We start from the raw sequence: 21669 nt of genomic DNA, 5'->3' as shown, positions 1-21669 counted from the left end.
GCGGATTCAGAACAGCCGGTCATAGGCGTGGAACGACCAGCCCAGCAGTTCGGTCAGCGCCAGGATCAGGATCGCCGCATGTGCCGCCGGCCGGCGTGTCAGCGCGCCGGCGATCGCCAGAACCAGCAGCCATGCGATGTGGAAGGCGTAGCGCGGCCCCAGCGCGGTCAGATAGTCGGCCCCCTTCAGCAGGCCGTCTCCCAGGTCGAAGACCGTAATCGCCGCGATGAAGCCGAAGAACCAGCGCCTGCGGGAGATCAGATAGTCCTGATAGCCGTCATAGCCCTCCAGCGAAGAAGGAAAGAGAATGGCGCAGACGAGGAAATAAAGGCCGGAGTATCCGAACAGGAAGAAATATTTCCAGATCGTCCAGTTCCCGATCTGGCTGAGATGAAACTCCCACCACCAGAAGCTGATGACGAAGAAGATGGCCCAGGCCACCCAGCCCAGATGCACCCACCACAGCTTCTTCGCCCGCGGATGTTCGATAATGTTGGCGATGCCTTGCAAAAGACGCCCGATCGACAAGCCCAATATGACGCCGATCAGCAACCGGATGTGGACGAAGAGGTCATGAATGTCGTTCGGATCGGGCTGGGTCAGGGGCATGGTCATGCGCGTCGTCGGGCTATCGCGGATAAAGGGAGACTTCGCGGTTTTCGCCTATCAGGCTGCAGGTGAGCGTCGTCGTCCGCCCCGCGACCCGCGCGACCGGCCCGTCGATGAAATCGCATGAGATCAGATTGTCGGGGCTGCTTCGGCGCGCGGTGAATATGTTCACATTCACCATCGGCGGCTCCTGCAGCCAGCCGATCTTCTTCCGGTCGACCGGGTCTCCGGTCAGGCGCACGGAGCCGGGCGGCTTCGACAACGTCCGGGTTTCCTCCCCCAGATCGATCATGCCTGCCGCATTGGCGTGGCGCCGGGCCGCGACCATGGGGGTGCCATAATAGTTCGCGCTGACGATTATGCCTTCGCCGCGCCGTGCGAGGTCTTCGGCGGCCTTTTGGGAAAGAAGTATCCGCAGATCGAATCCCAGTTGCGCATCACCGGCGCCGGCCGCGCCTTCCGGGGCTTTGGCCGGAACCGGCTGCGCCCCGACCATCGTCGACAGCGCCAGCAGGGCCAGGATTGGGTTGATCAAACGGGACACTCCATTTCCCTTGAATGACCGGAGGCGGCGGAACACAGCCGCCTCCGGCCCCGACCCTGTAATATGATCGGCTATGCGCCCATTCCGCTCGGGAAGGATAGGCTGACGAGCCGGCTCTCGGAAATTAAAGCGGTTTCCTGAAAATCGATATTATTCTGAAATCAGAAATATTCGATAAATATCCATCATGTCATTCTAGAATAAGAGATAAAATGTGGAGAATGTTTATAATATACTTCAATGCTGTTTGGAGAAATCATATTCAAACGACATCCTTATGCTTGCACATCCGATTTCCATATGCGTGACTTGCTGACAGTTGGCTTGGCTTCTAATCCGCCCATCACCGTCTGTGTCACGGGGTGGCGCCGCTTCCCTGTAAAACCGTGCCTGGAAATAGTGGGTCCGCAAGAAGGGTTTTGCGTCCGTCTTGTCGTGGTGCGGCAAGACGGGCGATAATGTATCCGCTGAGGCCTTCCGCTGCAGGCTCCGGGCGAGGGCCTGACTCCGTGCCGGTTCCAGCCTCGGCCGCACGGTTCGAAAGTGTGCAACGCATGGCAAAGACGCATGAAGCTGGCATTCCGGCCGGCATGGGCGACAAGCCCGGCCTCCGATCTTTCGATCGGGTTCCCGAAAGCTGGGGGCCCCGAATCTCCACTGGCCTGGCCGATCTGGCGGCGATCAGGCCTGGCCCGGACGACGCCGACGCGGAGGCCGACGCGCATTTCCTGCTTGTCTTCCAGTCCCCCCAGCGCCGCCGGGAGCTTCGGCTTGACGCCGCCCGCAGCACCATATTCGATGCCCCGGCGGGAAGCCTGGAAATCGTTCCGGCCGGCGCCAGCTATTTCTCCCGCTGGCAGCATCCGATGGAGTGCCTGCTGCTCTCGCTGGAACCGGCCCGGCTCCAGCAGTTCGCCCAAAGGGAGTTCGGCGTCGGCCGGATCGAGTTGCGGGCGCTGAAGCCCGGCACGGTCGATCGCACGGCGAATGGAATAGCGGGCCTTCTGCGCGACGAGATGCGCCGCGCGGACCATTCGCCCGCAAGGCTCTACATCGAATCCCTGACGACCGCCTTGATGGTTCATATCGTCAGGAGCCATTCCTCGCTGGCCGAGCAGCCGGAGGCGCAGCCGCTGCGTGGCGGGCTGTCGCCGCGCGTCTGGCGGGACATGGAAGATTTCATCCGGGAGAATCTGGCGGCCGATATAGCCCTTGCCAGCCTGGCGAGCCGCGCCGGCTTGTCCTACAGCCACTTCCTGCGGGCCTTCCGCCAGACCACCGGCGTCTCCCCGCATCGCTATATCATGCAGTTGCGCGCCTATCAGGCACGCCATCAGGCGGCCACGTCCCGCATTCCGCTGAAGCAGATCGCCGCTCAGTGCGGATTCGCCAGCCAGAGCCATATGACGACTGTTCTGAAGGCCCTGTTGAACGAGACCCCCGGCGAGGTGCGCCGGCAATCCGGCGCCGCTGCCATCCAGGATCAGGTCGAGAACTCCTGGACGTAATGGATATATTTTCCGTCATCCCGGGCTTGACCCGGGATCCCGCTTCTTTCTCACGCCGGCCGGGAAGCTGGACCGCGGGTCAAGCCCGGGGTGACGAAGGGGAACAGGAAGTCCAGCCTGGCGAAACGGGCGCTTCCCGGTCGATTCGTGGAAATATGCCTTGTTCCCGTAAAGCAGATCGCTTTCCGTCATCGACTTCGCCAAAATAGAGGTGCCCCATACTGGGTCGCGCCCGGGATTTCATGGATGTCCAGGCGCAATGCCGTGGGGTGCGTATCGCGGCGGCGACCGTTATTTGCCATTCAGGAAAGCCGTCCGAGCGCGCAGTCGGGGTCAGACAGGCCGATGAAGCGAGGCGGGGGATGAGGGCGGATGCAACCATGAAGCGGGCACGAAGCGGGACTGCGCGGCAGGTCGCCCGGCGACTTTCATTTCAGCCTTCGTTCGGATCGCGTGTAACCGGCAGGCCATCCCCATGATCCCGCGAGGTGCAGGAGGATGACGACCTTGACCGGCGGGCCGGACGACAAGATCGTGCCCCAATCCGCTTCGCCGCTGGCGATAGACCTCGTTCCGGACAGTTGGGGTCCGAAGAGTTACAGCGACATCGCCGACGTCGCGCTCACCCGCCGCGGGCCCGACGAGATCGAGTTCGAGGTCGGCTCCCACTTCCTGCTGGTGCTGCTGACGCCGCAGCCGCAGCGCGAGGTGCGGCTGGCAGGCAGCCGGCAAATCGTCTTCGACGCCCCGGCCGGATCGGTGGAGGTCATCCCGGCCGGCGCCAGTTTCCAGGCGCGGTGGCATGTCTCCAAGGAGAATATCCTCATTTCGCTGGACCCGGCGCGCATGGCGGATTTCGCCGCGCGGGAATTCGATGCCGGCCGGGTGGAGATGCAGACCGTGCAGCCCGGCATGATCGACCGGACGGCAGCCGGGATTGCCGCCCTCATGCGCGACAATCTCGCCCGGCCGGAGGGTTTCGACCGGCTCTATGTGGAGTCGCTCAACACCGCTCTCATGCTGCATTTCATCCGCAGCCATTCCTCGCTTGCCGGGCGTTCGGTGCAGGATGGCTTCCGGGGCGGGCTTGCGCCCCGGACCTGGCGGGACATGGAGGATTTCATCCGGGAAAATCTGGCCTCCGACATGGCGCTGGCGACCCTCGCGGATCGGGCGGGCCTCTCCTACAGCCATTTCCTCCGCGCGTTCCGGCAGACCGCGGGCGTGTCGCCGCACCGCTATATCATGCTGCAACGCGCCAATCTGGCGCGGGAGCTGGCCGCATTCTCCAGCCTGCCGCTGAAGCAGATCGCGCTTCGCTGCGGCTTCTCCAGCCAGAGCCATATGACGACGGTGATGAAGGCCCTTTTGAGCCTCACTCCAGGACAGATCCGCCGACAGGCCGGAATCTTCTCCGACGCCTCCGATAGCTAGGGGTGACGCATGTCTCGCCGACTTGGAGATCGGATTCTGGAATCCGGCCGAATCCGAAGACGCGCGACACACGCAACTGCGGGCGGCGTGGGTTAGTCGGGCAGTGGGCTTCCATTCCAACCGGAGAGCGGCTGTGCAAGGCCAGTTGCCGACAGATGCCGAACGGACTGCGGAGAGCCGTCCCCGTCGCGAGGGGTCGCGGCAGCGGGTCGGTTTCGGGGCGCGGCTGCTCCTGGCGATGCTGGCCGCGGCGCCCGCCCATGCGGAACGTCCGGAGGACAAGGCGTGGCTGAAGGCGGGGGTCTTCCGCGCCAGTGTCGACACCTCGCTGAAGATCGACGACAGCAAGCTGGGCATTCCCGGAACGAGGATCGATTTCGAGGAGGATCTGGGCTTCAGGCGACATGCCTGGAAACCCAAGGTCGAAGGCGGAGTCCGATTCGGAAAGGCGTTCCGGGTCGAGGCGGATTATTTCAGCCTCGGACGTTCGGGAGGCGCGGCCATCGATGCGGAAATCCGAATCGACGACACCGTCTTTCCGGTGGACGCGGAACTCGATGCGTCCTTCCGCACCGACGTCTGGCGCATCGCCGCCGGCTGGTCCCCCCTGCATTCGCAGAAGGGCGAGCTGGGGCTGTCCGCCGGCGTTCACCTGACGAGGGCGCGCTACAGCTTTTCGGCCGAAGTAGCCGGCGTCGAACTGAGCGAGGCGAAGAGCAAAACCGTTCCGCTTCCCAATGTGTCGCTGTTCGGAAACTACAGCATCGACGGGACATGGGGGCTGAACGGCCGCGTCGACCTGCTGTCGATGAAGATGGGGGGCTACAAGGGCAAGCTGGTGGACGCGCAGGCGACCGTTTCGGCGCGAATCCACCGCCACTTCGGCGCGGGCCTCGGCTATCGCTATGTCGATTATGACCTCAGGGTGCGCAAGAGCGACCTCAGGGCCGAGGTCGACTATCGCTACCATGGCCCTTTCGCCTTCGCGGAGCTTGCCTTCTGACCCGCCGTGGCGGACGCGCCGACCGGAGGCTTCCCGGCGGGCGCGCCGCCCTTGCCGTCGATCAGCTGCCGCAGCCCATGTCGCCTTCCTGACAATAGAGCCGGCCGCGCAGCTGGGCGGCCCGGGTTGTCGTCACGCTGGCGGCGCAGGAGGCGAAGACCGTGGGATAGATGGAACCGCCCGAATTGGGATTGGCGACGAAGGCGCAGTGCTTGTCCCGGAAGGAGATCCAGCTGCGCTGCGCGGCCTGCAGCAGCTTCGCGTCCTCCGGCTCCAGCTTCTTCAGCAGCCGCTGATAGAGCGTGTTCAGCGTCTTGTCGGCCGAGGCGAAGTCGCCCTTGATGCAGGCGTTCATGGCGGCCTGCGTCTTGCTGTCGGCACAGTCGGCGGCGAGCGCCGGCGCGGCGGGAATTGCGAGCAGCAGGGCCAGGGCCATCCGGCGGGCGAAAGATGCGCTCATGAATCTCCATCTCCTGTTAATTGCGGCCGGAACATAGCGCGGCTGGCGAAGATGCTGGAGCCGCCGGCTTCCCGATTTGTGCGGAATTGCGGGAATCGCTCACGAACGATCCGCCGCGCGCCCTCGTCCATGTGCATCGATCCGCCATGGGGTCTAGGAACCGGGTTGCGGCATCGGCGTGGCCGGCGGAACCTTCCGGGGCAGCCCCGCCCGCCAGCCGGGATTGAGGGGGAGCATCCAATGATCAAGGCAGGGCTGAAACTTCTGGCGCTCGCGGGTGGCGTCTTCTGGGCGACTTCGCCGGCCACGGCGGCTACCACCGTGGAATGCCATTCGGTGAACTATCAATATACCGAATGCAGCGCGGGCAGCCTGTCGAAGCCGCAGCTCGTCCACCAGATTTCCAGCAGTTCCTGCGTGCTCAACCGCACCTGGGGCTACAATCCCAGAAGCGGCTATCTCTGGGTGGCGCAAGGCTGTGCCGGCGTCTTCGCCGATGTCGGCGGCTACCATTACGGCAGGGGCGACGGCTATGATTCCAACGCCCGCATGTACAATGAGCATGGGCATGATGTCGGGGCGGCGGTCGGCGGCGCCATCATCGGCGCCCTGATCGAGGGCATGGTCACCAGCAAGCATGGGGACTATCAGCACGAAACCAGCAACTATTCGGGCGGCCACTACAGCGCGCGGACATCGAGCGGCTCGCGCTACAACGGCTGCCATGGCGTGGGCTGCCTCGTCAGCGGCGACTCTCCGCCGGAACCGGGCCAGTCCGAGTTTCGCGGAAGCAGCGACTATGATTCGCCGCCAGAACCCGGCCAGCAGGAGATGAGCGGCCCGGAATCCTGATCCCGGGAATGCAGGCGAGCCGGACGATCAGGGCGCCAGCACGCTAGGGGAACTTCAGCCTTCGGTCAGGCCGTCGGGCAGGCTGCCTCCGTGCACCCTCACCCGTTTCCAGCGGGCGTGCGCGCCGGAGACGATCTCCACCTCGCGCCGCGCCACTCCGAAGCTTCTCGCCAGGAAGCCCAGCATGCGTTCGGTCGCCTTGCCGTCCTCGGGCGGCGCGGCCACGTCGAGCAGCAGCAGGCCACCGGAAACACCTTTCAGCCGGTCCACCCTGGCCGCCGGCCGCGCTTTCACGTTCAGCAGCCAGTCGTCGCCCTCGCGACGGATCGCCGCTTCGCTCATCCGTCGGCCCGGCGCGGCCGCAGCAGCGCCTCCTGCGCCACCGAGGAAACCAGCACCCCGTTCCCGGAATAGATCAGGCCGCGCGACATGCCCCGCCCGGCCTGGGCAGACGGGCTGTCGGTGTCGAACAGCAGCCATTCGTCCACCCGCATCGGCCGGTGGAACCACATGGCATGGTCGAGGCTCGCCATGAACAGCGACGGGCTGGGGCAGGGAAGCGTGTGCGGCATGGCGGCCGTTCCCGCCAGCCAATAGTCGGAGAGATAGGCGAGCAGGCAGCATTGCTCGTGCGGGGTGGCGCCGGCGCCGCTTTTCAGCCGCATCCAGATCGCCCGCCGGGGAATCACGCCTTCCACCCGCAGGAAGCTCTCGGGGTCCACGGGCTTGACGTCGATATGGGTGTCGCGATGCACCCAGCGCTCGCGCAGCCAATCGGGCAGGCGCTCGCCCATGGTTTCGGCAAGCTCGGGCAGGGCCAGCAATTCCGAAGGGGCGGGAATGCCGGGCGGCAAGGCGGCCTGATGCTCGAATCCGCCCTCGGCGGCGTGAAAGCCGCATTCCATGTGGAAGATCGGTTCGCCTTCCTGAATGGCGATGACCCGCCTGGTCGAGAAGCGGCCGCCGTCGCGCGTGCGGTCCACCTGGTAGATGACGGGCGCATGCGCCCGGCCGGCGCGCAGGAAATAGCCGTGCAGCGAATGCACGCCGCGCGGCAGGCCGCCCATATCGTCCACGGTGTGGGTGGCGGCCGTCAGCGACTGCGCAAGCACCTGCCCGCCGAACAGCGCGTCGTTGGCGTTGCTCTGGTTCAAATGGTTGCGGAACAGGTCGCGGTCCAGCCGTTCCAGCGCGATCAGCTCCGGCGCGCTCACCCCGTCCCATTCCCGAACCGTCTGCATGCCCGTCTCCTTCACGCCCCTGACAATTTCCGGGTGGGAAGCGACCTATCCTCTGCTAACCTGGCCGTATCAAGACCGGAATCTTCCGGCAGCAGACGGGATGGAAATGCAAGCACCCGATCCGACGGATTCGATCCCCGCCGCCACCGTCATCATCGGCCGCGACGGCCCGCAGGGCCTTGAAATCCTCGCCATCGAGCGCGCCAGAGGCATGGGCTTCGCCGGCGGCGCCATCGCCTTCCCCGGCGGCAAGGTGGACGCCAGCGACTGGCCCGAAGACCCGGTGTTCGAGGGATTCGAGGGGCTGGACCCGGACGAGGCGACGGCGATGGTGACGGCCGCCCGCGAATGTTTCGAGGAATCCGGCATCCTGTTGTCGCGCGGCCCGGCGGTCGGCGCGGAAACGCGGGCGCGCCTGCGCCCCCTGTCCGACCGGCACGAGATCGCCTTCGGCCGGCTGCTGGCGGAAATCGGCCATACGCTCGACGCCGTCGAGCTGCGCCCTTTCGCCCGCTGGCTGCCGCCGTTCGGCTTCCATACCCGTTTCGACACCCGCTTCTATCTGGCGGCCCTGCCGCCGGGCGAGGAAATGCAGGCGGACGGGCACGAAGCCGTCCATGCGCGCTGGGCGCCGCCGGCCGCGCTTCTCGCCGAGGCCGACGCGGGCCGCATCAGCCTCTTGTTCCCGACGAGGTGCAACATCGCCCGGCTGGCGCAGTTCGACAGCCTCGCCGCCGTGCTGATGGACCAGACGCCGCCACCCTTCGTGCAGCCGGAGGTGGACGGCGATGGCTGGCTCTCCATCCCGGAGGGCATCGGCTACCCCTATCGCCGGGAACGGCTGGAGAATGTGCGCCGCGCCTGAGGGCAAGCTCTGAAAGCCGTCATGCTTTTCAGCGCCGCTGGAAGCGCCTAGGCTCCTTCGCAAAAGAGGGAGCCCATCATGTCCATCGCCGCCGAGACACTCGCCCGCGACACCGCCGCCATGCAGGCGCTACTGGAAAAGCAGCGCGCCGCCTTCACCGCCGAGCTGCCGGTCGGCGGCGCCGTCCGCAAGGACAGGCTGCGCCGCGCCATCGCCCTGATCCTCGAGCATAAGGAGGGTTTCGTGAAAGCGCTCAGCGACGATTTCGGCCACCGCTCGGCCGAACAGTCGCTGGTGACCGACATCATGGCGTCGCTGAAGCCGCTGAAGCACAGCCTGAAGCATGTCGACGCGTGGATGCGCCCGGAAAAGCGCAAGCTGGATTTCCCGCTGGGCCTGCTGGGCGCGCGGGCCGAAGTGCAGTGGCAGCCCAAGGGCGTGGTCGGGATCATCTCCCCCTGGAATTTCCCTGTGAACCTGACCTTCGCGCCGCTTGCCAACATCCTGGCGGCGGGCAACCGGGCGATGATCAAGCCGTCCGAATTTACGCCGGCGACGTCCGAACTGATGGCGAAGGCGATCGCGCAGCATTTCGACGAGGCGGAAGTGGCGGTGGTCGCCGGCGGGCCGGAAATCGGCAAGGCGTTCAGCGAGCTCGCCTTCGATCACATCATCTTCACCGGCGCCACGTCCGTCGCCCGGCATGTGATGGCGGCGGCGGCGAAGAATCTGGTGCCGCTGACGCTGGAGCTGGGCGGCAAGTCCCCCACCTTCATCAGCCGCTCCGCCGACGTCGCGCAGGCGACCGAGCGGGTGGCGATGGGCAAGCTCCTGAACGCCGGGCAGATCTGCCTGGCGCCGGATTATATGCTGGTGCCCGCCGAGAAGGAGGCGGACGTGGTGGAAGGGCTGAAGTCCGCGACCGCCCGCATGTATCCGACGCTGCTGGCGAACGACGACTACACCAGCGTCATTTCAAGGCGCCATCGCGACAGGTTGGACGCGCATATCGCCGATGCCCGCGCCAAGGGGGCGGAAATCGTTGAAGTGAATCCCGCGAACGAGGATTTCTCCCGCCAGAACACCAACAAGATGCCGCTGACGCTGATCCGCAACCCGACGGACGAGATGACGGTGATGCAGGAGGAGATCTTCGGCCCGGTTCTGCCAATCCGGAGCTACAAGTCGGTCGAGGAGGCGATCGACTATGTGAACCGCCGCGACCGGCCGCTCGGCCTCTACTGGTTCGGGACCGACGCGGCCGAGGAAAAGCAGGTGCTGGACCGCACCATCTCCGGCGGGGTGACGGTGAACGACGTGGTGTTCCATGTCTCCGCCGAGGATCTGCCTTTCGGCGGGATCGGCCCGGCGGGCATGGGCAATTACCATGGGCATGACGGTTTCAGGGAGTTCAGCCACCCGAAGGCCGTCTATCGCCAGCCGAAGCTGGATCTGGCCGGGCTCGCGGGCTTCAAGCCGCCCTATGGCGAAAAGACGCGCAAGGCGCTGGCGCGCGAACTGAAGGCCTGAGAAGACGTTCGGGCGGAGCCGCTGGCCGGCCCGCCCGAACGCCATGGGCCAATCTACTGCGCGGTCGCCGGAACCGGGAATTTGGCGAACACCGCGGCGACCGTGCTCTCGATCGTCGCGGGCACATTCTCCACGTCCTTCGAGGAAACCGCCTTGGTCGCCGTGCCTTCCCAGACGAGCTGCTTGCGCGCCGCGTCCACCAGATCGATGGTCAGCGTGCCCTGCTGATATTGCGTCACTTCCGTCCGGTCGGTGTACATCGGCCAGGGCTGGTAGAAGCCACGGCGATAACCATAATAGCCATAACCATAATAGCTCGGTTCCGGCACGGTGGTGACCCGCATCTTGTCGTCGAGCTTGGCGCTGAAGTTGATCAGCAGCTGCGGGCTGGCCGGATCGTAGCGGAAGCCGCGCGCTTCCATCTGCCGGCGCGTCGAATCCTTCAGATGCTGCGACACGATCGACTGGTAACCCGCCCGATCCGTGCCCAGCGGCTCGACGAAGCCGAACGTCTGATACTGGCTGAAACTGACGGACGGGTCCGACAGGGTCTGGATGTTCGGACCGCTGGAACAGGCCGCCAGCGCCAGCAGCGGCGCTGCCGCAAGAGCCACCAGGGAAATCCGCTTCGGCATAAAATCCTCCTCAGGCAATCTGCCATTTCGCTAACATCCGCCGCGGCTTCCGGCTAGCGAAACGATGTAAAATCGCCCAAATCGGGGCGATTGCGGGCACAGGGCTTGACCGGAATGCCCCGCAAGGCGCTAGCTGTGCCCCGCTCGACGCGCAGCGGGATGTGTGGGAGCCACTGTGAGCGAAGTGATGGAAGCAGATGCAAATCCGCCGGAAGGACAGCGGCGCCGGTTCGGCAGCGGCCGTCCGTGGCTGATTGCCGCAGCCCTTCTCGCCCTGCTGCTCGGCCTTTACGCGGCGGCCGGCTATCTTCTCGCCCCGCGCCTCATCCGTTCCGAAGCGCAGGCCTGGACGCGCGAGAAGCTGAAGCAGGAACTGGCGATCGGGCAAGTGAAGGTGGACCCGTTCCGCTTCACCGTCGATATCGAGGGGATCGCCATTCCGGCGGACGCGCCGATGCTGCGGGTGAAGGCGCTGCGCGTCAATTTCGCCGGCCGCTCGCTGTTCGGGGACAGTTACCGCTTCGACGAGGTCCGGGTGGTGGAACCGGACGTGCAGGCGATCGTCCGCCCGGACGGCAGCCTCAACCTTCTCGACCTGATGCCGCCGCCCAGCCCGGACCCCATGCCGCCGCTGCTGATCGCGGACCTGAAGGTGGAGCGGGGCCGCGCCCTGCTGGCGGATCACAGCAAGCCCAACAGGCCGGACGCGCTTCTGACCCCGATCGGTTTCCGCCTGCAGAATCTCCACACCACGCGCGACGAGGGCGGCGGCTTCCAGTTGCAGGGCCGGTCGGACGCGGATGAGCTTTTCGTCTGGAAGGGCCATGTCTCGATGGCGCCCATCGCCTCGCGCGGGGGGCTGGCGGTCCGCAACCTGAAGGCTGCGAGCGTGCAGGAGTTTGCCGGAGAGGCGCTGCCGGCCGCCTTGAAGGCGGGGGCGATGGACTTCGACCTTTCCTACACCGCTGCCTATGGCGCCGATGGCCTGAAGGCGACGGCCAGGCTGCCGAAGTTCCTGGTGAAAGGGCTGGCCGTATCCGGCAGGCCGCAGCTGGTGCACGCCGATGTCGGCATCGGCGGGCTGGCGCTGGCCGGGATCGCGGCAGAGGCGGAAATGCCGGCGGGCGGTGAATTGAAGAGCCGCCTGTCCGTCGCCGATGTGGCGTTGCGCGCCGTGGAGGTGAAGGGCAATGGCCCCGCCGCCGGGCAGACGATCGCCCTGAAGGCCGCCGATGTGCAAGGGATAAAGCTCGATCCGGCGACTTCGGCGCTGTCTTTGTCGACGGTCAGGCTGGCCGGGCTCGACACCACTATCACCCGTGACCGGCGCGGCGGTATCTCGCTCCTGAAACTGATGCCGGCCCCTTCTGCACAACCGCCGGCCCAACCGCTCGCCAGGCCGTCGTCCGCCACGGCTTCGGCGCCGATGCCGGCAGTCGGCGAAATCAGCCTGTCGGATACGAAGATCCGGTTCATCGACCAGGCGGTGAAACCCGTTTCCACCTGGACGGTCACTCCGCTGGCCTTGACCGCGCGCGGCGCGGAGGGGGGAGCGCTGAAAGTCAGCCTCTCCGGCCGGCTCAACGGCTCGACCAGCTTTTCCGCCAGCGGCGAGGTGAACCCGGTCACGACGGCTGCCGACCTTGCCGTGAAGCTGGCCGGCTTCCCCGTCAAAAGCGCCGTTCCCTACACCGTCGATTTCCCGGCCCTGCAAATCGTTTCGGGCACCGCCTCGGCGGACGGACGGGTTCGCTACAGCGCGAAGGACATGGGCTATCGCGGGCAGGCCGCCATCGACAATCTGGAGCTTGTCGAAACCTACCAGCGCAGCGACCTCGTGCGCTGGAAACGGCTGCAGCTGGAGGGAATCGACGCTACGCCGAAGAAGGCGGTCGTCGCCCGCGCGCGCATCGTCGAGCCTTATGGCGCGCTGACGATCTTCCCGGACGGGACGCTGAACTTCCAGCGTCTCGTCACCTTCAACCCGCAGCCGGTGGTGCCGCCCGCCGCCGACGTGGCCCCCATGAAGAAGCCGACGCGGGCGGAACGGCGGGCCGAGGCCGAGCGCCTCGCCGCCGAGAAACAGGCCACCGCCCTAAAGGCGCGTGCGGCGCTGGCCGCCCCCGTCCGCGAACCGGATATACCGGTTCTGGTGAAGCGGCTGGACGTGACAGGCGGCACGATGAACTTCGCCGATTACTCGCTCCAGCCCAGTTTCGCCGCCAAGGTGGAAGGGGTGAACGGGCATGTCGCCAACATCTCCAACAGCCCGCGCGCCGTGGCGGCGGTGAAGCTCGACGGCTATGTGATCGACAAACACTCCCCCGTCAGCATTTCGGGCGAGCTGACACCCATGCAATACGACCGGCGCACCCGGATCGACATGGCGTTCCGCAACATCGAGCTGCCGGTGTTCAACCCCTATTCCGGTCGCTGGGCCGGCTATGCCATCGCCAAAGGCAAGCTGACGACCGAGCTTTCCTACGCCATCGACAACCGCGCTCTGGAAGCGAAGCACCACATCCTGATCGACCAGCTGGAATGGGGCGACGCCACCGACAGCAAGGAAAAGGTGTCGATGCCGATCAAGTTCGCCACTTCGCTTCTGAAGGACAAGAATGGGGTGATCGAACTGGACGTGCCGGTGACCGGGTCGCTCGACGACCCCAGCTTCCGTCTCGGCCCGATCATCTGGAAGGTCGTCGGCAACCTGTTCGAGAAAGTGCTGACGGCCCCGTTCCGGGCGCTGGGCGACCTGTTCGGCGGCAAGGAGGATGTGCAGTTCGTGGATTTCGATCCCGGCTCCTCCACCGTGCCATCGGGGGCGGCCGGCAATCTGGCGGGAATCGCCAAGGGACTGGCTGAGAAGCCGGAACTGCGGCTGGACATACCGGCCGGCCCCGGCCTGCCGCTGGATGCGCAGGGCATGGCGGATCGCCGAATCGCGGCGGCGGCCATGGCGAAGGAAGTGAAGAAAGGGGCCGCAGCCGACCTCTCCACGCTGGAGCCTGCCACACGTCACGACCGGCTGGAGGATCTCTACAAGGCGCGCCTGAAGGCGAAGCCCGCCTATGCCGCCGGCCCGAACGGGGAAACGAAGGAGGCGCGGCGCGAACGGGAGGCGGACTGGCTGATGGCCGAGCTTCGCAAATCCTTCGCCCCGACACCCGCCGAACTGGCGGCATTGGGCAAGGCGCGCGCCGAATCGGTCCGCCAGACGTTGCTGCAGGGCGGCACCGCCGTCGACCCGGCCCGGCTGTTCATCTCCGCCCGCGATTCCGCCGTGGAGAAGGAGGGCCGGGCGCGGATGGAGCTGAAGCTGGAAGGCAGTTGAACGCTCAGCCGAATTGACGGGTCAGATAGTCCGCGATCGCCTTGCGGTCCTCGTCCGGAATGTCGGCGCCGTGCGTGTCCACCATATCGTCTATGGTTCTGCTCCACCATTGGGCGCCCCGGCCGGCGGGCTGCTTCGTCAGATAATCGAGGCCATGGCAGGCCGTGCATCTTTCGATCACCCGATTCGTTTCCGGCCCGGGCGGCAGCGCCGGAGGTACCTCAGCCAGGGCAATCGGCGCAGCGGCGATGGCAAGAGGCGCCAGCGCCAAATACTTCCATCTGGAATCAGCGAGTTGCACGATCATTGTCCTGAAGCTTTGCAGCGGCTTTGCCGCAATTCGCGGCGTTCGCCAAGGCGCTGGCGTGTTGCGCCGGCTGAGGCCATAGAGAAGGCCGATGCGTCGCACCTTCCTGCCACTTTTCGCCCTCCTCGCGCTGGCGGCTCCGCTGGCTGCCGAGACTGTTCCCCAACCCGCGCCCGGCCAGCCCCGGATCGGCCTGGTCCTGGGGGGCGGGGGCGCGCGCGGCTTTGCCCATGTGGGCGTTCTGCAGGTGCTGGAAGAGAATCGCATCCCCGTGCACGCCGTGGCGGGCACCAGCATGGGGGCCGTGGTTGGCAGCCTCTACGCGCAGGGGAAGACGCCGGCCGAACTGACGGCGATCACCGAGGAAATCCCCTGGACCACGGTGTTCAACGATTCGATCCCGCGCGACCGCCTCAGCTTCCGCCGCAAGCGCGACCAGCGCGACGTGCTGATCGACTATCGCATCAGCTTCGACAACCGGGGCCTGGTGCTGCCCAAGGGCGTGCTGCGCGGGCAGGACCTGTTCCTGACGCTGGCGGAATATCTGGCGCCGGCGCGCAGCCAGACCGATTTCGACCTTCTGGCCATCCCCTATCGCGCGGTCGCCGCCGATATCGAGACGGGCCGGCCGGTGGTGATGGATTCGGGCGACATCGCGACCGCGGTGTTCGCCTCCATGTCAGTGCCGGGCGGGCTGCCCCCGGTCGAGCGCGACGGCAGGCTGCTGGTGGACGGCGGAATCGTCGACAATGTGCCGATCGACGTCGGCCGCGCGATGGGTGTCGACCATCTGATCGTCGTCGATGTGGGCACGCCGCTGCTGCCGCGCGACCGGATTTCCAGCTTCGTCTCGGTGCTGAACCAGATGCAGCTTCTGCTGGGCCGCGACAATATCGAGCGGCAGGTGGCGACCTTGACGCCGCAGGATGTGCTGATCCGCCCGGACCAGCCGGACATTTCCACCACCGGCTTCGAGCATGGCGCCGCCGGAATCGCCGCCGGCCGCGCCGCCGCCCTGGCGGCGCTGGAGCAGTTGCGCCCCTATCAGCTTTCCGAGGGCGAATGGCAGGCGCATCTGGCCGCCCGGCAGGCCCGGGCGCCGCGCAACGCGCCGGTCGTCGATTTCGTGAAGGTGGACAACCGTTCCGACACCTACACCCAGCAGATCGAGGCGTTGATCCAACAGAAGCCGGGGCAGCCGCTGGATGCGCGGCAGATGACCGAGGATCTGCACAACGTCTATGCGCTGGGCGGCTTCCGCGCCGTGCGCTACGGCATAGGCGCGTCCGACAGGCTGGGCGGCGAAGGAGTCACCATCACCGCCGACGGCGACCCGACGGCCGCCAACTGGCTGCAGGTGGGGCTGGGCATCTCCACCGATTTCAACCGACATTCGGCGATCCGCCTGGGCCTCGGCTATACCGACCGCAACTTCATGGGCACCGGCGCCGAATGGCGGACGGACGTGCGGGTCGGCACCAATCTGCTGATCGCCAGCGGCTTCTACACCGAGTTCGGAAGCGCCGATCTGCTGCCGGGCCGGAAGAACCGCATGTTCGCGGAAATCACCCCCTATTGGTCGCGGATCGACACCGTTCTTTACGAAGGCGACAAGGCGGTGGCCGAAGTGCGCGACGCGCGGCTGGGCCTCGATCTGGATGGCGGCTTCCTGTTCGGCAACCACGCCGAGCTGCGCTTCGGCGTCGGCTATGCGCAGGTCGATCTCGACACGCTGATCGGCATTCCCGCCGACATCGGTCCCCAGATGCAGGACGCGCAGTGGCGGGTGACGCTGACCGCCGACACGCTGGACCAGCTGAACTTCCCGACCGAAGGCCTCTATCTGCGCCTCGGCATGGTCGACCATGTGAAACTGCTGGGCGGCGACCTCGGCTACACGGTGGTTTCGGGCGAGCTTTGGAAGCCGGTCTCCTGGGGGCGCAACACCATCCTCTTCTCCGGCGAATTCGGCTTCACCAGCCGGGGGGATGGCCGGTCCGTCGGCGATTTCCGGCTGGGCGGCTTCCTGAACCTCTCCGGCCTCGACCCCGACCAGCTTCTGGGGCGGCACAAGCTGCTGGGCCGGGCGATCTTCTTCCACCGCCTGTCCGAGGAGGCGCCGATCGTGAATGTGCCGGTCTATCTGGGCGGCAGCGTGGAAGTGGGAAACACCTGGAGCTCGATCGACGACGTGTCCTTCAGCGCGCTGCGCCCGGCCGCCAGCCTGTTCGCGGGCACGGACACGCCGCTGGGGCCGTTCGTGATCGCCGGCGGCCTCACGCGCGGCAACGGCGCGCTTTATCTGGTCCTCGGCCGCATCTTCTGAAGAAAGCCCCGCCGGGCTTTCGCTAGGCGGGGCCTGGTTTCGTGTCGGCGCCCGTTTCGCATCAGCGCCTGGCGGAGGCTTCCGCGAACAGCTCGTTCACATGGCCCCAGTTCACCACGTCCCACCATTTGGAGAGATAGTCGCCGCGGCGGTTGCGGTAGGTGAGGTAATAGGCATGTTCCCAGACGTCGTTGCCCAGGATCGGCGTGCCCTTCACCGGCGCCAGGTCCATCAGCGGATTGTCCTGGTTGGGCGTGGAAGTGACCGCGAGTTTGCCTTCGGGCGTGACGACCAGCCAGGCCCAGCCCGAGCCGAACTGCGTCGCGCCGGCCTGCTGGAACGCGGCCTTGAACTTGTCGAGCCCGCCGAAGTCCCGCTCGATCGCGGCCAGCAGTGGGGCGGAAGGGGCGCCGCGCTTGCCCTCGGGGGCCATCAGCGCCCAGAAGAAGCGGTGGTTCCAGTGGCCGCCGCCATTGTCCCGCACCGCCTTGGGCAGCGTCGACACGCGGGCCAGAAGCTGCTCCAGCGAAACGCCTTTGAGCGCCGGGTCGGCCGTCACCGCCTTGTTCAGATTGTCGACATAGGCGCGGTGGTGCTTGCCCCAGTGCAGCTCCATCGTTTCCTGGTCGATCACCGGCGCCAGCGCATTGGCGGCATAGGGCAGGGCATCCAGCACGAACGGCCCCTGCGCGGCCGGAGCGGCGGCTGGCGCCGTCTGGGCGATGGCCGCCGGGGCTGCAACGGCGAGAAGGAGTGCGGCGAAAGGCTTCAGCATGGTCGCTCCCTTGCGATCGGACGGATTTCGTCGGGACTTGCCACTTTGCATAGCCGCCCCAGCCTGTCGCACAAGGCGGAAATGCGAGCCGCTTGCAGCGGGGCGGCAGGAAGAGCGGCTTTCGCGCCTGTTCGATGCGCGCCACGCAATTCGCTTGTGGCAGCGATCGGGGCGGCGCATGGCGGCCCGCCACTTTCCGACAGGCCGTGGCTCGTCTAGGGCGACAGCCCATGCCGATTTCTCCCGACAGCGCCGATTCCGTCCTCGATCTTCTGGTGATCGGCGGCGGCGTGAACGGGGCGGGCATCGCGCGGGACGCGGCGGGCCGGGGTCTTTCCGTCGCCCTCGTCGAGATGGGCGATCTGGCCGGCGCCACCTCGTCCGCTTCCACCAAGCTGGTGCATGGCGGGCTGCGCTATCTGGAGTTCTTCGAATTCGCCCTTGTCCGAAAGGCGCTGGCGGAGCGGGAGGTGATCCTGCGCGCGGCGCCGCACATTTCCCGGCCGCTTCCTTTCCTGCTGCCGCTGGAGCCGCATCTGCGGCCCGGCTGGATGATCCGCGCCGGTCTGTTCCTCTACGATCATCTGGCCCGGCGGAAGGAAGTGCCGGGCTCCTCGCGCGTCGATCTCAGGAGCGATGCCGCCGGCCCCGCCTTCCAGCCGCAGCTGAAGCGAGCCTACCGTTATTGGGACGGCTGGATCGACGATGCGCGGCTGGTGGTGCTGAACGCGCAGGATGCGGCCGCGCGCGGCGCGCAGATTCTGGTGCGCGAAGCGGCGACGGCGGCGCGGCGCACCGAACTCGGCTGGGAAGTGACGACCGCCGGCGGACGGCGGCTGGCCGCGCGGCATCTGGTCAATTGCGCCGGTCCCTGGGCCGGACAGGTGGCGCACGAACTGATGGGCGTGGCCGATGCGCCGAAGCTCTCTCTGGTGCAGGGCGCGCATATCGTCACCCGCAAGGTGAACCGCACGACGGACGCCTGGATGCTGCAACAGCCGGATGGGCGTATCGTTTTCGTGATTCCCTATCAGGGCGAGTTCAGCCTGATAGGCACCACCGAAACCCCGGTATCAGAGCCGCATGCGGCAAGGATCACGGCCGACGAGGAAGCCTATCTGTTGGCGGCCGTCAACCGCAGCCTCGCCCGCCCGCTGACCCCGGACGACATCGTTCACCGCTTCGCCGGCATCCGCCCGCTGGTGCTGGAGGAGGGCAAGGGCGCGCGCGAGACCACGCGCGACTGGCGGCTGGTTCCGCACGAAGGGCAGAATGCGATGACGGTGATCGGCGGCAAGATCACCACCTACCGCCTGCTGGCCGAAGCCGTGCTGGCGAAACTATTCCCGAAGACGAAACGCTGGACGCGCGATGCCCCGCTTCCCGGAGGCGATGTGCCGCGCCTCGGCGGCACCGCAGGGCAGGATTTCGCCCGATGGCTCGCGCATCTGAAGGCGCGCAACCCGCTCTACGATCCGCTGATCATAGAGCGCATGGCGCGGCTCTATGGCACCGAAACCGAAGCGATGCTGGAAGCCGGGCTGGGCGCCAATCTGGGCGGCATCTTCGAGGCGGAATTGCAGCATATGCGCGACAGGGAGTGGGCGCGGACCGCCGAGGATGCGCTCTGGCGGCGAAGCAAGCTGGGGCTGCGCTTGTCGCCCGAGGCGCAGGCCCGCGTCGCGGCTTTCTTCGGCGGTTAGGGAAGCTCAGGGGTAGAGGAGTTGCATGTCCCAGCCGCCTTCCACCCGCGAGAAGCGCTCGCGGTGATGCTGGCGGCCGACCCGGTCTTCCCAGAATTCGATCCAGTCCGGCCGCAGCCGATAGCCGCCCCAGTGCGCCGGGCGGGGGATTTCGCCCGGGAAAAGTTCGGCCGCTTCCGCCAGCCGCGCCTCGAAGGTGGAGCGGTCGTCGAGCGGTTCCGATTGCCGGGAAGCCCAGGCGGAAAGCTGGCTTTCGCGGGGGCGGGTGGCGAAATACTCGTCGCTTTCCGACTCGCTCACCCGGGCGACGACTCCCTGGACCCGCACCTGCCGGCGCAGGCTCTTCCAGTGGAAATCCAGCGCCGCCACCGGGCAGGCGCTCAGTTGCAGGCCCTTGGCGCTGCGATAGTTGGTGAAGAAGGTGAAGCCTTCCGCGCCCACGCCTTTCAGCAGCACGATCCGCACATCGGGGCGGGGCAGGCCCGCCTGGTCGAGATCGACGGTGGCGAGCGCGCAGGCGTTGGCGTCGTTCAACTCCCGCTCTTGCGCCTCGACGAACCAGGCCTCAAATATCTGCAAAGGGTGCGTCATGGCGAAAAGCGCTAGGGCGTCGCCCCGACACATGCAATGCGGCAGTTTTCCACGCGCTTTCCCGGGCGTTGGGGACTTGCCGGATCATTCGGATCGGCCTATATCCACTGTGACATTTATGCAACAGGTGATGCGCGACTGATGGCTGATCTCTATTCCGTTCTGGGTGTTCCCCGGGCCGCGGACGCCGCGGCAATCAAGCGCGCCTATCGAAAGCTCGCCAAGCAATATCATCCGGACAAGAACAAGGACAACGCAGAGGCGGCCGACCGTTTCAAGCAGGTGACCGCCGCCTACGACATCCTGTCCGACGAGAAGCGGCGCGGCGAATATGACCGTGGCGAGATCGACGAGCAGGGCAATCCCAAATTCGCCGGCTTCGGCGGCGGCACCGCCGGCGGCTTTCGTGGCGCCGGCCCGCGGCCGGGTGGCCGGGCGTCGGCCGGTGCGCCCGATTTCGACTTCGACTTCGGCGGCGACACCAGCGACCTTTTCTCGGAATTGTTCGGCCGCGCGCAAAGAGGCGGAGTGGGCGGGGGCGGCATGGGCGGCGGTTTCCGCGCGCCGCCGCAGCGCGGCGCCGACGTCTCCTATCGGCTGACCGTGTCCTTCACCGACGCGGCGCTGGCAAGGACGGTGCGCCTCGCCCTTCGCAACGGCAAGACGATCGACCTCAATATCCCCAAAGGCGTGGAGGAAGGCCGCCAGCTCCGCCTGGCGGGACAGGGGGACCAGGGGCCGGCCGGAGCGGGGGACGCCATCGTCACCATCACCATCCAGCCCGACGGCCGCTTCACCCGCGACCGGGACGACATCCGTGCCGACATCCATGTGCCGCTGGAAACGGCGGTGCTGGGCGGCAAGCAGCGCGTGCCGACGCCCGAGGGCGAGGTGATGCTGAGCATCGCGCCCGGAACCAGTTCAGGCAAGGTGATGCGCCTGAAGGCCAAGGGCTGGACCCTGCGCGACGGCAGCCGGGGGGATCTGCTGGCCCGCGTGCTGGTGGACGTGCCCGACGACCCTGAACTGGCGGACTTCCTGCGCGGCAAAGTGCGGGCCGGCTGAGCGTGCGGGCATGAACGTGCGCGAAACGGCCGCCGCCTGGTGGGCAGGCGTGGCGAGCCGGAAGCCGCGCACCATCGCCGCCGCGCGGCGGGTGGTCAGCCGCACGCTGCGCGACGGCTATATCCATGCCGGCAACATCGCCTATCTTTCGCTGGTCACGCTGCTGCCGCTCATCATACTCATCACCGCCGTCACCGTGGCTTTCGGCCAGACGGATGCCGGCCAATATGCCATCCACGCCCTGTTGCGGGCCTTGCCGGCCAATATCGCCGATCTGTTCGCGCCGGTGATCGAGGAAGTGCTGCAGGCGCGCACCGGCAATCTGCTGTGGATCGGCGGCCTGGTCGCGCTGTGGACCGTCACCACCTTCATCGAAACGCTGCGCGACATCAGCTTCCGGGCGTTCGGCGTCAATCCGGAGCGGCATTTCCTCGCCTATCGGCTGCAATCGCTGGCCGGCACGCTGATCGCCATCTTCCTCGCCCTTGTCGCCTTCCTGCTGCAGGTGGTGATGGTGGTCGCGGTGCGGGCGGTGGAGGGGCTGGTGCCGCTGGGGATAGAGCTTCCGGGCTGGATCGACTGGTCGCGCCTCGTCACGCCCGTCGGCCTGTTCCTGGTGCTTTGGGCGTTGCTGAAGCTGCTGACTCCGCCGGGATTCAAATACAGCCCCAGCTGGCCCGGCGCCCTCATCACCACTTTCGCCTGGGTGATCGGCTCGCTACTGCTGGGCCCCACCTTCTCCAGCTTCAGCCATATGGGCCTCACCTATGGCGCTTTGTCGGGGGTGATGCTGGCCATGCTGTTCTTCTATGCCATCGGCTTCGCCCTGGTGGCGGGCGTGGAGGTGAACGCAGCGCTGGCCGAGGCCTATAGCTGAAGATTTTCTT

The 21669-nt window shown here is 66.5% G+C and carries 20 protein-coding genes; 11 read left to right on the top strand and 9 right to left on the bottom strand.

Annotation, left to right across the window (positions count from 1 at the left end; genetic code table 11):
- Window positions 1-6: 6 nt before the first annotated feature.
- Window positions 7-615: a hypothetical protein gene (locus tag L6Q21_RS01775; protein ID WP_237828736.1), complete on the bottom strand. Its 609-nt coding sequence runs from the start codon at window positions 613-615 to the stop codon at window positions 7-9.
- A 13-nt stretch (window positions 616-628) separates the two neighbouring features.
- Entirely contained in the window at window positions 629-1144 is a 516-nt protein-coding gene (locus L6Q21_RS01770) for a hypothetical protein (protein WP_237828734.1), read from the bottom strand.
- A 563-nt stretch (window positions 1145-1707) separates the two neighbouring features.
- Here L6Q21_RS01770 and L6Q21_RS01765 point away from each other — a divergent pair.
- The 3 genes from L6Q21_RS01765 (at window position 1708) to L6Q21_RS01755 (ending at window position 5098) form a co-directional block, all read left to right on the top strand.
- The gene (locus L6Q21_RS01765; RefSeq protein ID WP_237828733.1) at window positions 1708-2661 is read left to right on the top strand and encodes an AraC family transcriptional regulator; all 954 of its coding nucleotides are present in this window, start codon (window positions 1708-1710) and stop codon (window positions 2659-2661) included.
- Window positions 2662-3159: 498 nt separating this feature from the next.
- Window positions 3160-4095 (top strand): helix-turn-helix domain-containing protein, encoded by a 936-nt coding sequence (locus L6Q21_RS01760; RefSeq protein ID WP_237828732.1) that lies wholly within the window; start codon window positions 3160-3162, stop codon window positions 4093-4095.
- Between the two features lie 238 nt (window positions 4096-4333).
- Window positions 4334-5098, top strand: coding sequence for a hypothetical protein (locus L6Q21_RS01755; protein ID WP_237828731.1), 765 nt, complete (start codon window positions 4334-4336; stop codon window positions 5096-5098).
- A gap of 61 nt (window positions 5099-5159) precedes the next feature.
- Here the strand turns inward: L6Q21_RS01755 and L6Q21_RS01750 are convergent, their stop codons facing one another.
- Window positions 5160-5558: a lysozyme inhibitor LprI family protein gene (locus L6Q21_RS01750; protein WP_237828730.1), complete on the bottom strand. Its 399-nt coding sequence runs from the start codon at window positions 5556-5558 to the stop codon at window positions 5160-5162.
- Between the two features lie 240 nt (window positions 5559-5798).
- Here L6Q21_RS01750 and L6Q21_RS01745 point away from each other — a divergent pair, with 240 nt between their 5' ends.
- A complete protein-coding gene (locus tag L6Q21_RS01745) occupies window positions 5799-6410 on the top strand; it encodes a DUF3011 domain-containing protein (protein WP_237828729.1) in 612 nt (203 codons plus the stop codon).
- A gap of 54 nt (window positions 6411-6464) precedes the next feature.
- On the opposite strand, the gene L6Q21_RS01740 is transcribed toward L6Q21_RS01745, so the two are convergent.
- Both L6Q21_RS01740 and L6Q21_RS01735 read right to left on the bottom strand, forming a co-directional pair.
- Window positions 6465-6752 carry a DUF167 domain-containing protein gene (locus tag L6Q21_RS01740; protein WP_237828728.1) on the bottom strand — a complete coding sequence of 96 codons (288 nt, stop codon included), beginning with the start codon at window positions 6750-6752 and terminating at the stop codon, window positions 6465-6467.
- Complete coding sequence (locus L6Q21_RS01735) at window positions 6749-7651, bottom strand: acyl-CoA thioesterase (protein WP_237828726.1); 903 nt, start codon at window positions 7649-7651, stop codon at window positions 6749-6751. Before L6Q21_RS01735 ends, L6Q21_RS01740 begins: the two co-directional genes overlap by 4 nt.
- Before the next feature lie 100 nt (window positions 7652-7751).
- Here L6Q21_RS01735 and L6Q21_RS01730 point away from each other — a divergent pair, with 100 nt between their 5' ends.
- Together L6Q21_RS01730 and L6Q21_RS01725 are read left to right on the top strand one after the other, a co-directional pair.
- On the top strand, window positions 7752-8516 hold the full coding sequence (locus L6Q21_RS01730) for an NUDIX hydrolase (RefSeq protein WP_237828725.1): 765 nt from the start codon (window positions 7752-7754) through the stop codon (window positions 8514-8516).
- Between the two features lie 78 nt (window positions 8517-8594).
- Window positions 8595-10046, top strand: a complete 1452-nt coding sequence (locus L6Q21_RS01725; RefSeq protein ID WP_237828724.1) for a coniferyl aldehyde dehydrogenase — start codon at window positions 8595-8597, stop codon at window positions 10044-10046.
- A gap of 53 nt (window positions 10047-10099) precedes the next feature.
- Here L6Q21_RS01725 and L6Q21_RS01720 read toward each other — a convergent pair whose 3' ends face one another.
- Complete coding sequence (locus L6Q21_RS01720; protein WP_237828723.1) at window positions 10100-10681, bottom strand: DUF4136 domain-containing protein; 582 nt, start codon at window positions 10679-10681, stop codon at window positions 10100-10102.
- Window positions 10682-10856: 175 nt separating this feature from the next.
- Between L6Q21_RS01720 and L6Q21_RS01715 the strand changes: the two genes are divergently transcribed.
- A complete protein-coding gene (locus L6Q21_RS01715) occupies window positions 10857-14015 on the top strand; it encodes a DUF748 domain-containing protein (RefSeq protein WP_237828722.1) in 3159 nt (1052 codons plus the stop codon).
- Window positions 14016-14019: 4 nt separating this feature from the next.
- On the opposite strand, the gene L6Q21_RS01710 is transcribed toward L6Q21_RS01715, so the two are convergent.
- Window positions 14020-14316 carry a c-type cytochrome gene (locus L6Q21_RS01710; RefSeq protein ID WP_237828721.1) on the bottom strand — a complete coding sequence of 99 codons (297 nt, stop codon included), beginning with the start codon at window positions 14314-14316 and terminating at the stop codon, window positions 14020-14022.
- 97 nt (window positions 14317-14413) lie between these two features.
- On the opposite strand from L6Q21_RS01710, the gene L6Q21_RS01705 reads away from it, so the two are divergent.
- On the top strand, window positions 14414-16648 hold the full coding sequence (locus L6Q21_RS01705; RefSeq protein ID WP_237828720.1) for a patatin-like phospholipase family protein: 2235 nt from the start codon (window positions 14414-14416) through the stop codon (window positions 16646-16648).
- Between the two features lie 61 nt (window positions 16649-16709).
- Here L6Q21_RS01705 and L6Q21_RS01700 read toward each other — a convergent pair whose 3' ends face one another.
- Entirely contained in the window at window positions 16710-17423 is a 714-nt protein-coding gene (locus L6Q21_RS01700; protein WP_237828719.1) for a superoxide dismutase, read from the bottom strand.
- Window positions 17424-17653: 230 nt separating this feature from the next.
- Here L6Q21_RS01700 and glpD point away from each other — a divergent pair, with 230 nt between their 5' ends.
- A complete protein-coding gene (gene glpD / locus L6Q21_RS01695) occupies window positions 17654-19126 on the top strand; it encodes a glycerol-3-phosphate dehydrogenase (protein WP_237828718.1) in 1473 nt (490 codons plus the stop codon).
- A gap of 6 nt (window positions 19127-19132) precedes the next feature.
- On the opposite strand, the gene pdxH is transcribed toward glpD, so the two are convergent.
- Window positions 19133-19717 (bottom strand): pyridoxamine 5'-phosphate oxidase, encoded by a 585-nt coding sequence (pdxH, locus tag L6Q21_RS01690; RefSeq protein ID WP_237828717.1) that lies wholly within the window; start codon window positions 19715-19717, stop codon window positions 19133-19135.
- 141 nt (window positions 19718-19858) lie between these two features.
- Here pdxH and L6Q21_RS01685 point away from each other — a divergent pair, with 141 nt between their 5' ends.
- Together L6Q21_RS01685 and L6Q21_RS01680 are read left to right on the top strand one after the other, a co-directional pair.
- The gene (locus tag L6Q21_RS01685; protein WP_237828715.1) at window positions 19859-20782 is read left to right on the top strand and encodes a DnaJ C-terminal domain-containing protein; all 924 of its coding nucleotides are present in this window, start codon (window positions 19859-19861) and stop codon (window positions 20780-20782) included.
- A gap of 10 nt (window positions 20783-20792) precedes the next feature.
- Window positions 20793-21659, top strand: a complete 867-nt coding sequence (locus L6Q21_RS01680; protein ID WP_237828714.1) for a YihY/virulence factor BrkB family protein — start codon at window positions 20793-20795, stop codon at window positions 21657-21659.
- Window positions 21660-21669: the final 10 nt, after the last annotated feature.

The sequence above is a fragment of the Sandaracinobacteroides sayramensis genome (genome assembly GCF_022014495.1).
GTDB lineage: Bacteria > Pseudomonadota > Alphaproteobacteria > Sphingomonadales > Sphingomonadaceae > Sandaracinobacteroides > Sandaracinobacteroides sayramense.
Note: the sequence above shows the minus strand (reverse complement) of the source record. Positions and strands in the feature narration are given on the sequence as shown.

Excerpts from the sequence above, each read along its gene's own strand:
- L6Q21_RS01685 (WP_237828715.1), top strand. The coding sequence starts at position 19,859 with ATGGCTGATCTCTATTCCGTTCTGGGTGTTCCCCGGGCCGCGGACGCC.
- L6Q21_RS01725 (WP_237828724.1), top strand. The coding sequence starts at position 8,595 with ATGTCCATCGCCGCCGAGACACTCGCCCGCGACACCGCCGCCATGCAG.
- L6Q21_RS01730 (WP_237828725.1), top strand. The coding sequence starts at position 7,752 with ATGGAAATGCAAGCACCCGATCCGACGGATTCGATCCCCGCCGCCACC.
- L6Q21_RS01750 (WP_237828730.1), bottom strand. The coding sequence starts at position 5,558 with ATGAGCGCATCTTTCGCCCGCCGGATGGCCCTGGCCCTGCTGCTCGCA.
- glpD (WP_237828718.1), top strand. The coding sequence starts at position 17,654 with ATGCCGATTTCTCCCGACAGCGCCGATTCCGTCCTCGATCTTCTGGTG.
- L6Q21_RS01720 (WP_237828723.1), bottom strand. The coding sequence starts at position 10,681 with ATGCCGAAGCGGATTTCCCTGGTGGCTCTTGCGGCAGCGCCGCTGCTG.
- L6Q21_RS01765 (WP_237828733.1), top strand. The coding sequence starts at position 1,708 with ATGGCAAAGACGCATGAAGCTGGCATTCCGGCCGGCATGGGCGACAAG.
- L6Q21_RS01705 (WP_237828720.1), top strand. The coding sequence starts at position 14,414 with ATGCGTCGCACCTTCCTGCCACTTTTCGCCCTCCTCGCGCTGGCGGCT.
- pdxH (WP_237828717.1), bottom strand. The coding sequence starts at position 19,717 with ATGACGCACCCTTTGCAGATATTTGAGGCCTGGTTCGTCGAGGCGCAA.
- L6Q21_RS01680 (WP_237828714.1), top strand. The coding sequence starts at position 20,793 with ATGAACGTGCGCGAAACGGCCGCCGCCTGGTGGGCAGGCGTGGCGAGC.
- L6Q21_RS01755 (WP_237828731.1), top strand. The coding sequence starts at position 4,334 with ATGCTGGCCGCGGCGCCCGCCCATGCGGAACGTCCGGAGGACAAGGCG.
- L6Q21_RS01775 (WP_237828736.1), bottom strand. The coding sequence starts at position 615 with ATGACCATGCCCCTGACCCAGCCCGATCCGAACGACATTCATGACCTC.
- L6Q21_RS01745 (WP_237828729.1), top strand. The coding sequence starts at position 5,799 with ATGATCAAGGCAGGGCTGAAACTTCTGGCGCTCGCGGGTGGCGTCTTC.
- L6Q21_RS01740 (WP_237828728.1), bottom strand. The coding sequence starts at position 6,752 with ATGAGCGAAGCGGCGATCCGTCGCGAGGGCGACGACTGGCTGCTGAAC.
- L6Q21_RS01760 (WP_237828732.1), top strand. The coding sequence starts at position 3,160 with ATGACGACCTTGACCGGCGGGCCGGACGACAAGATCGTGCCCCAATCC.
- L6Q21_RS01700 (WP_237828719.1), bottom strand. The coding sequence starts at position 17,423 with ATGCTGAAGCCTTTCGCCGCACTCCTTCTCGCCGTTGCAGCCCCGGCG.
- L6Q21_RS01735 (WP_237828726.1), bottom strand. The coding sequence starts at position 7,651 with ATGCAGACGGTTCGGGAATGGGACGGGGTGAGCGCGCCGGAGCTGATC.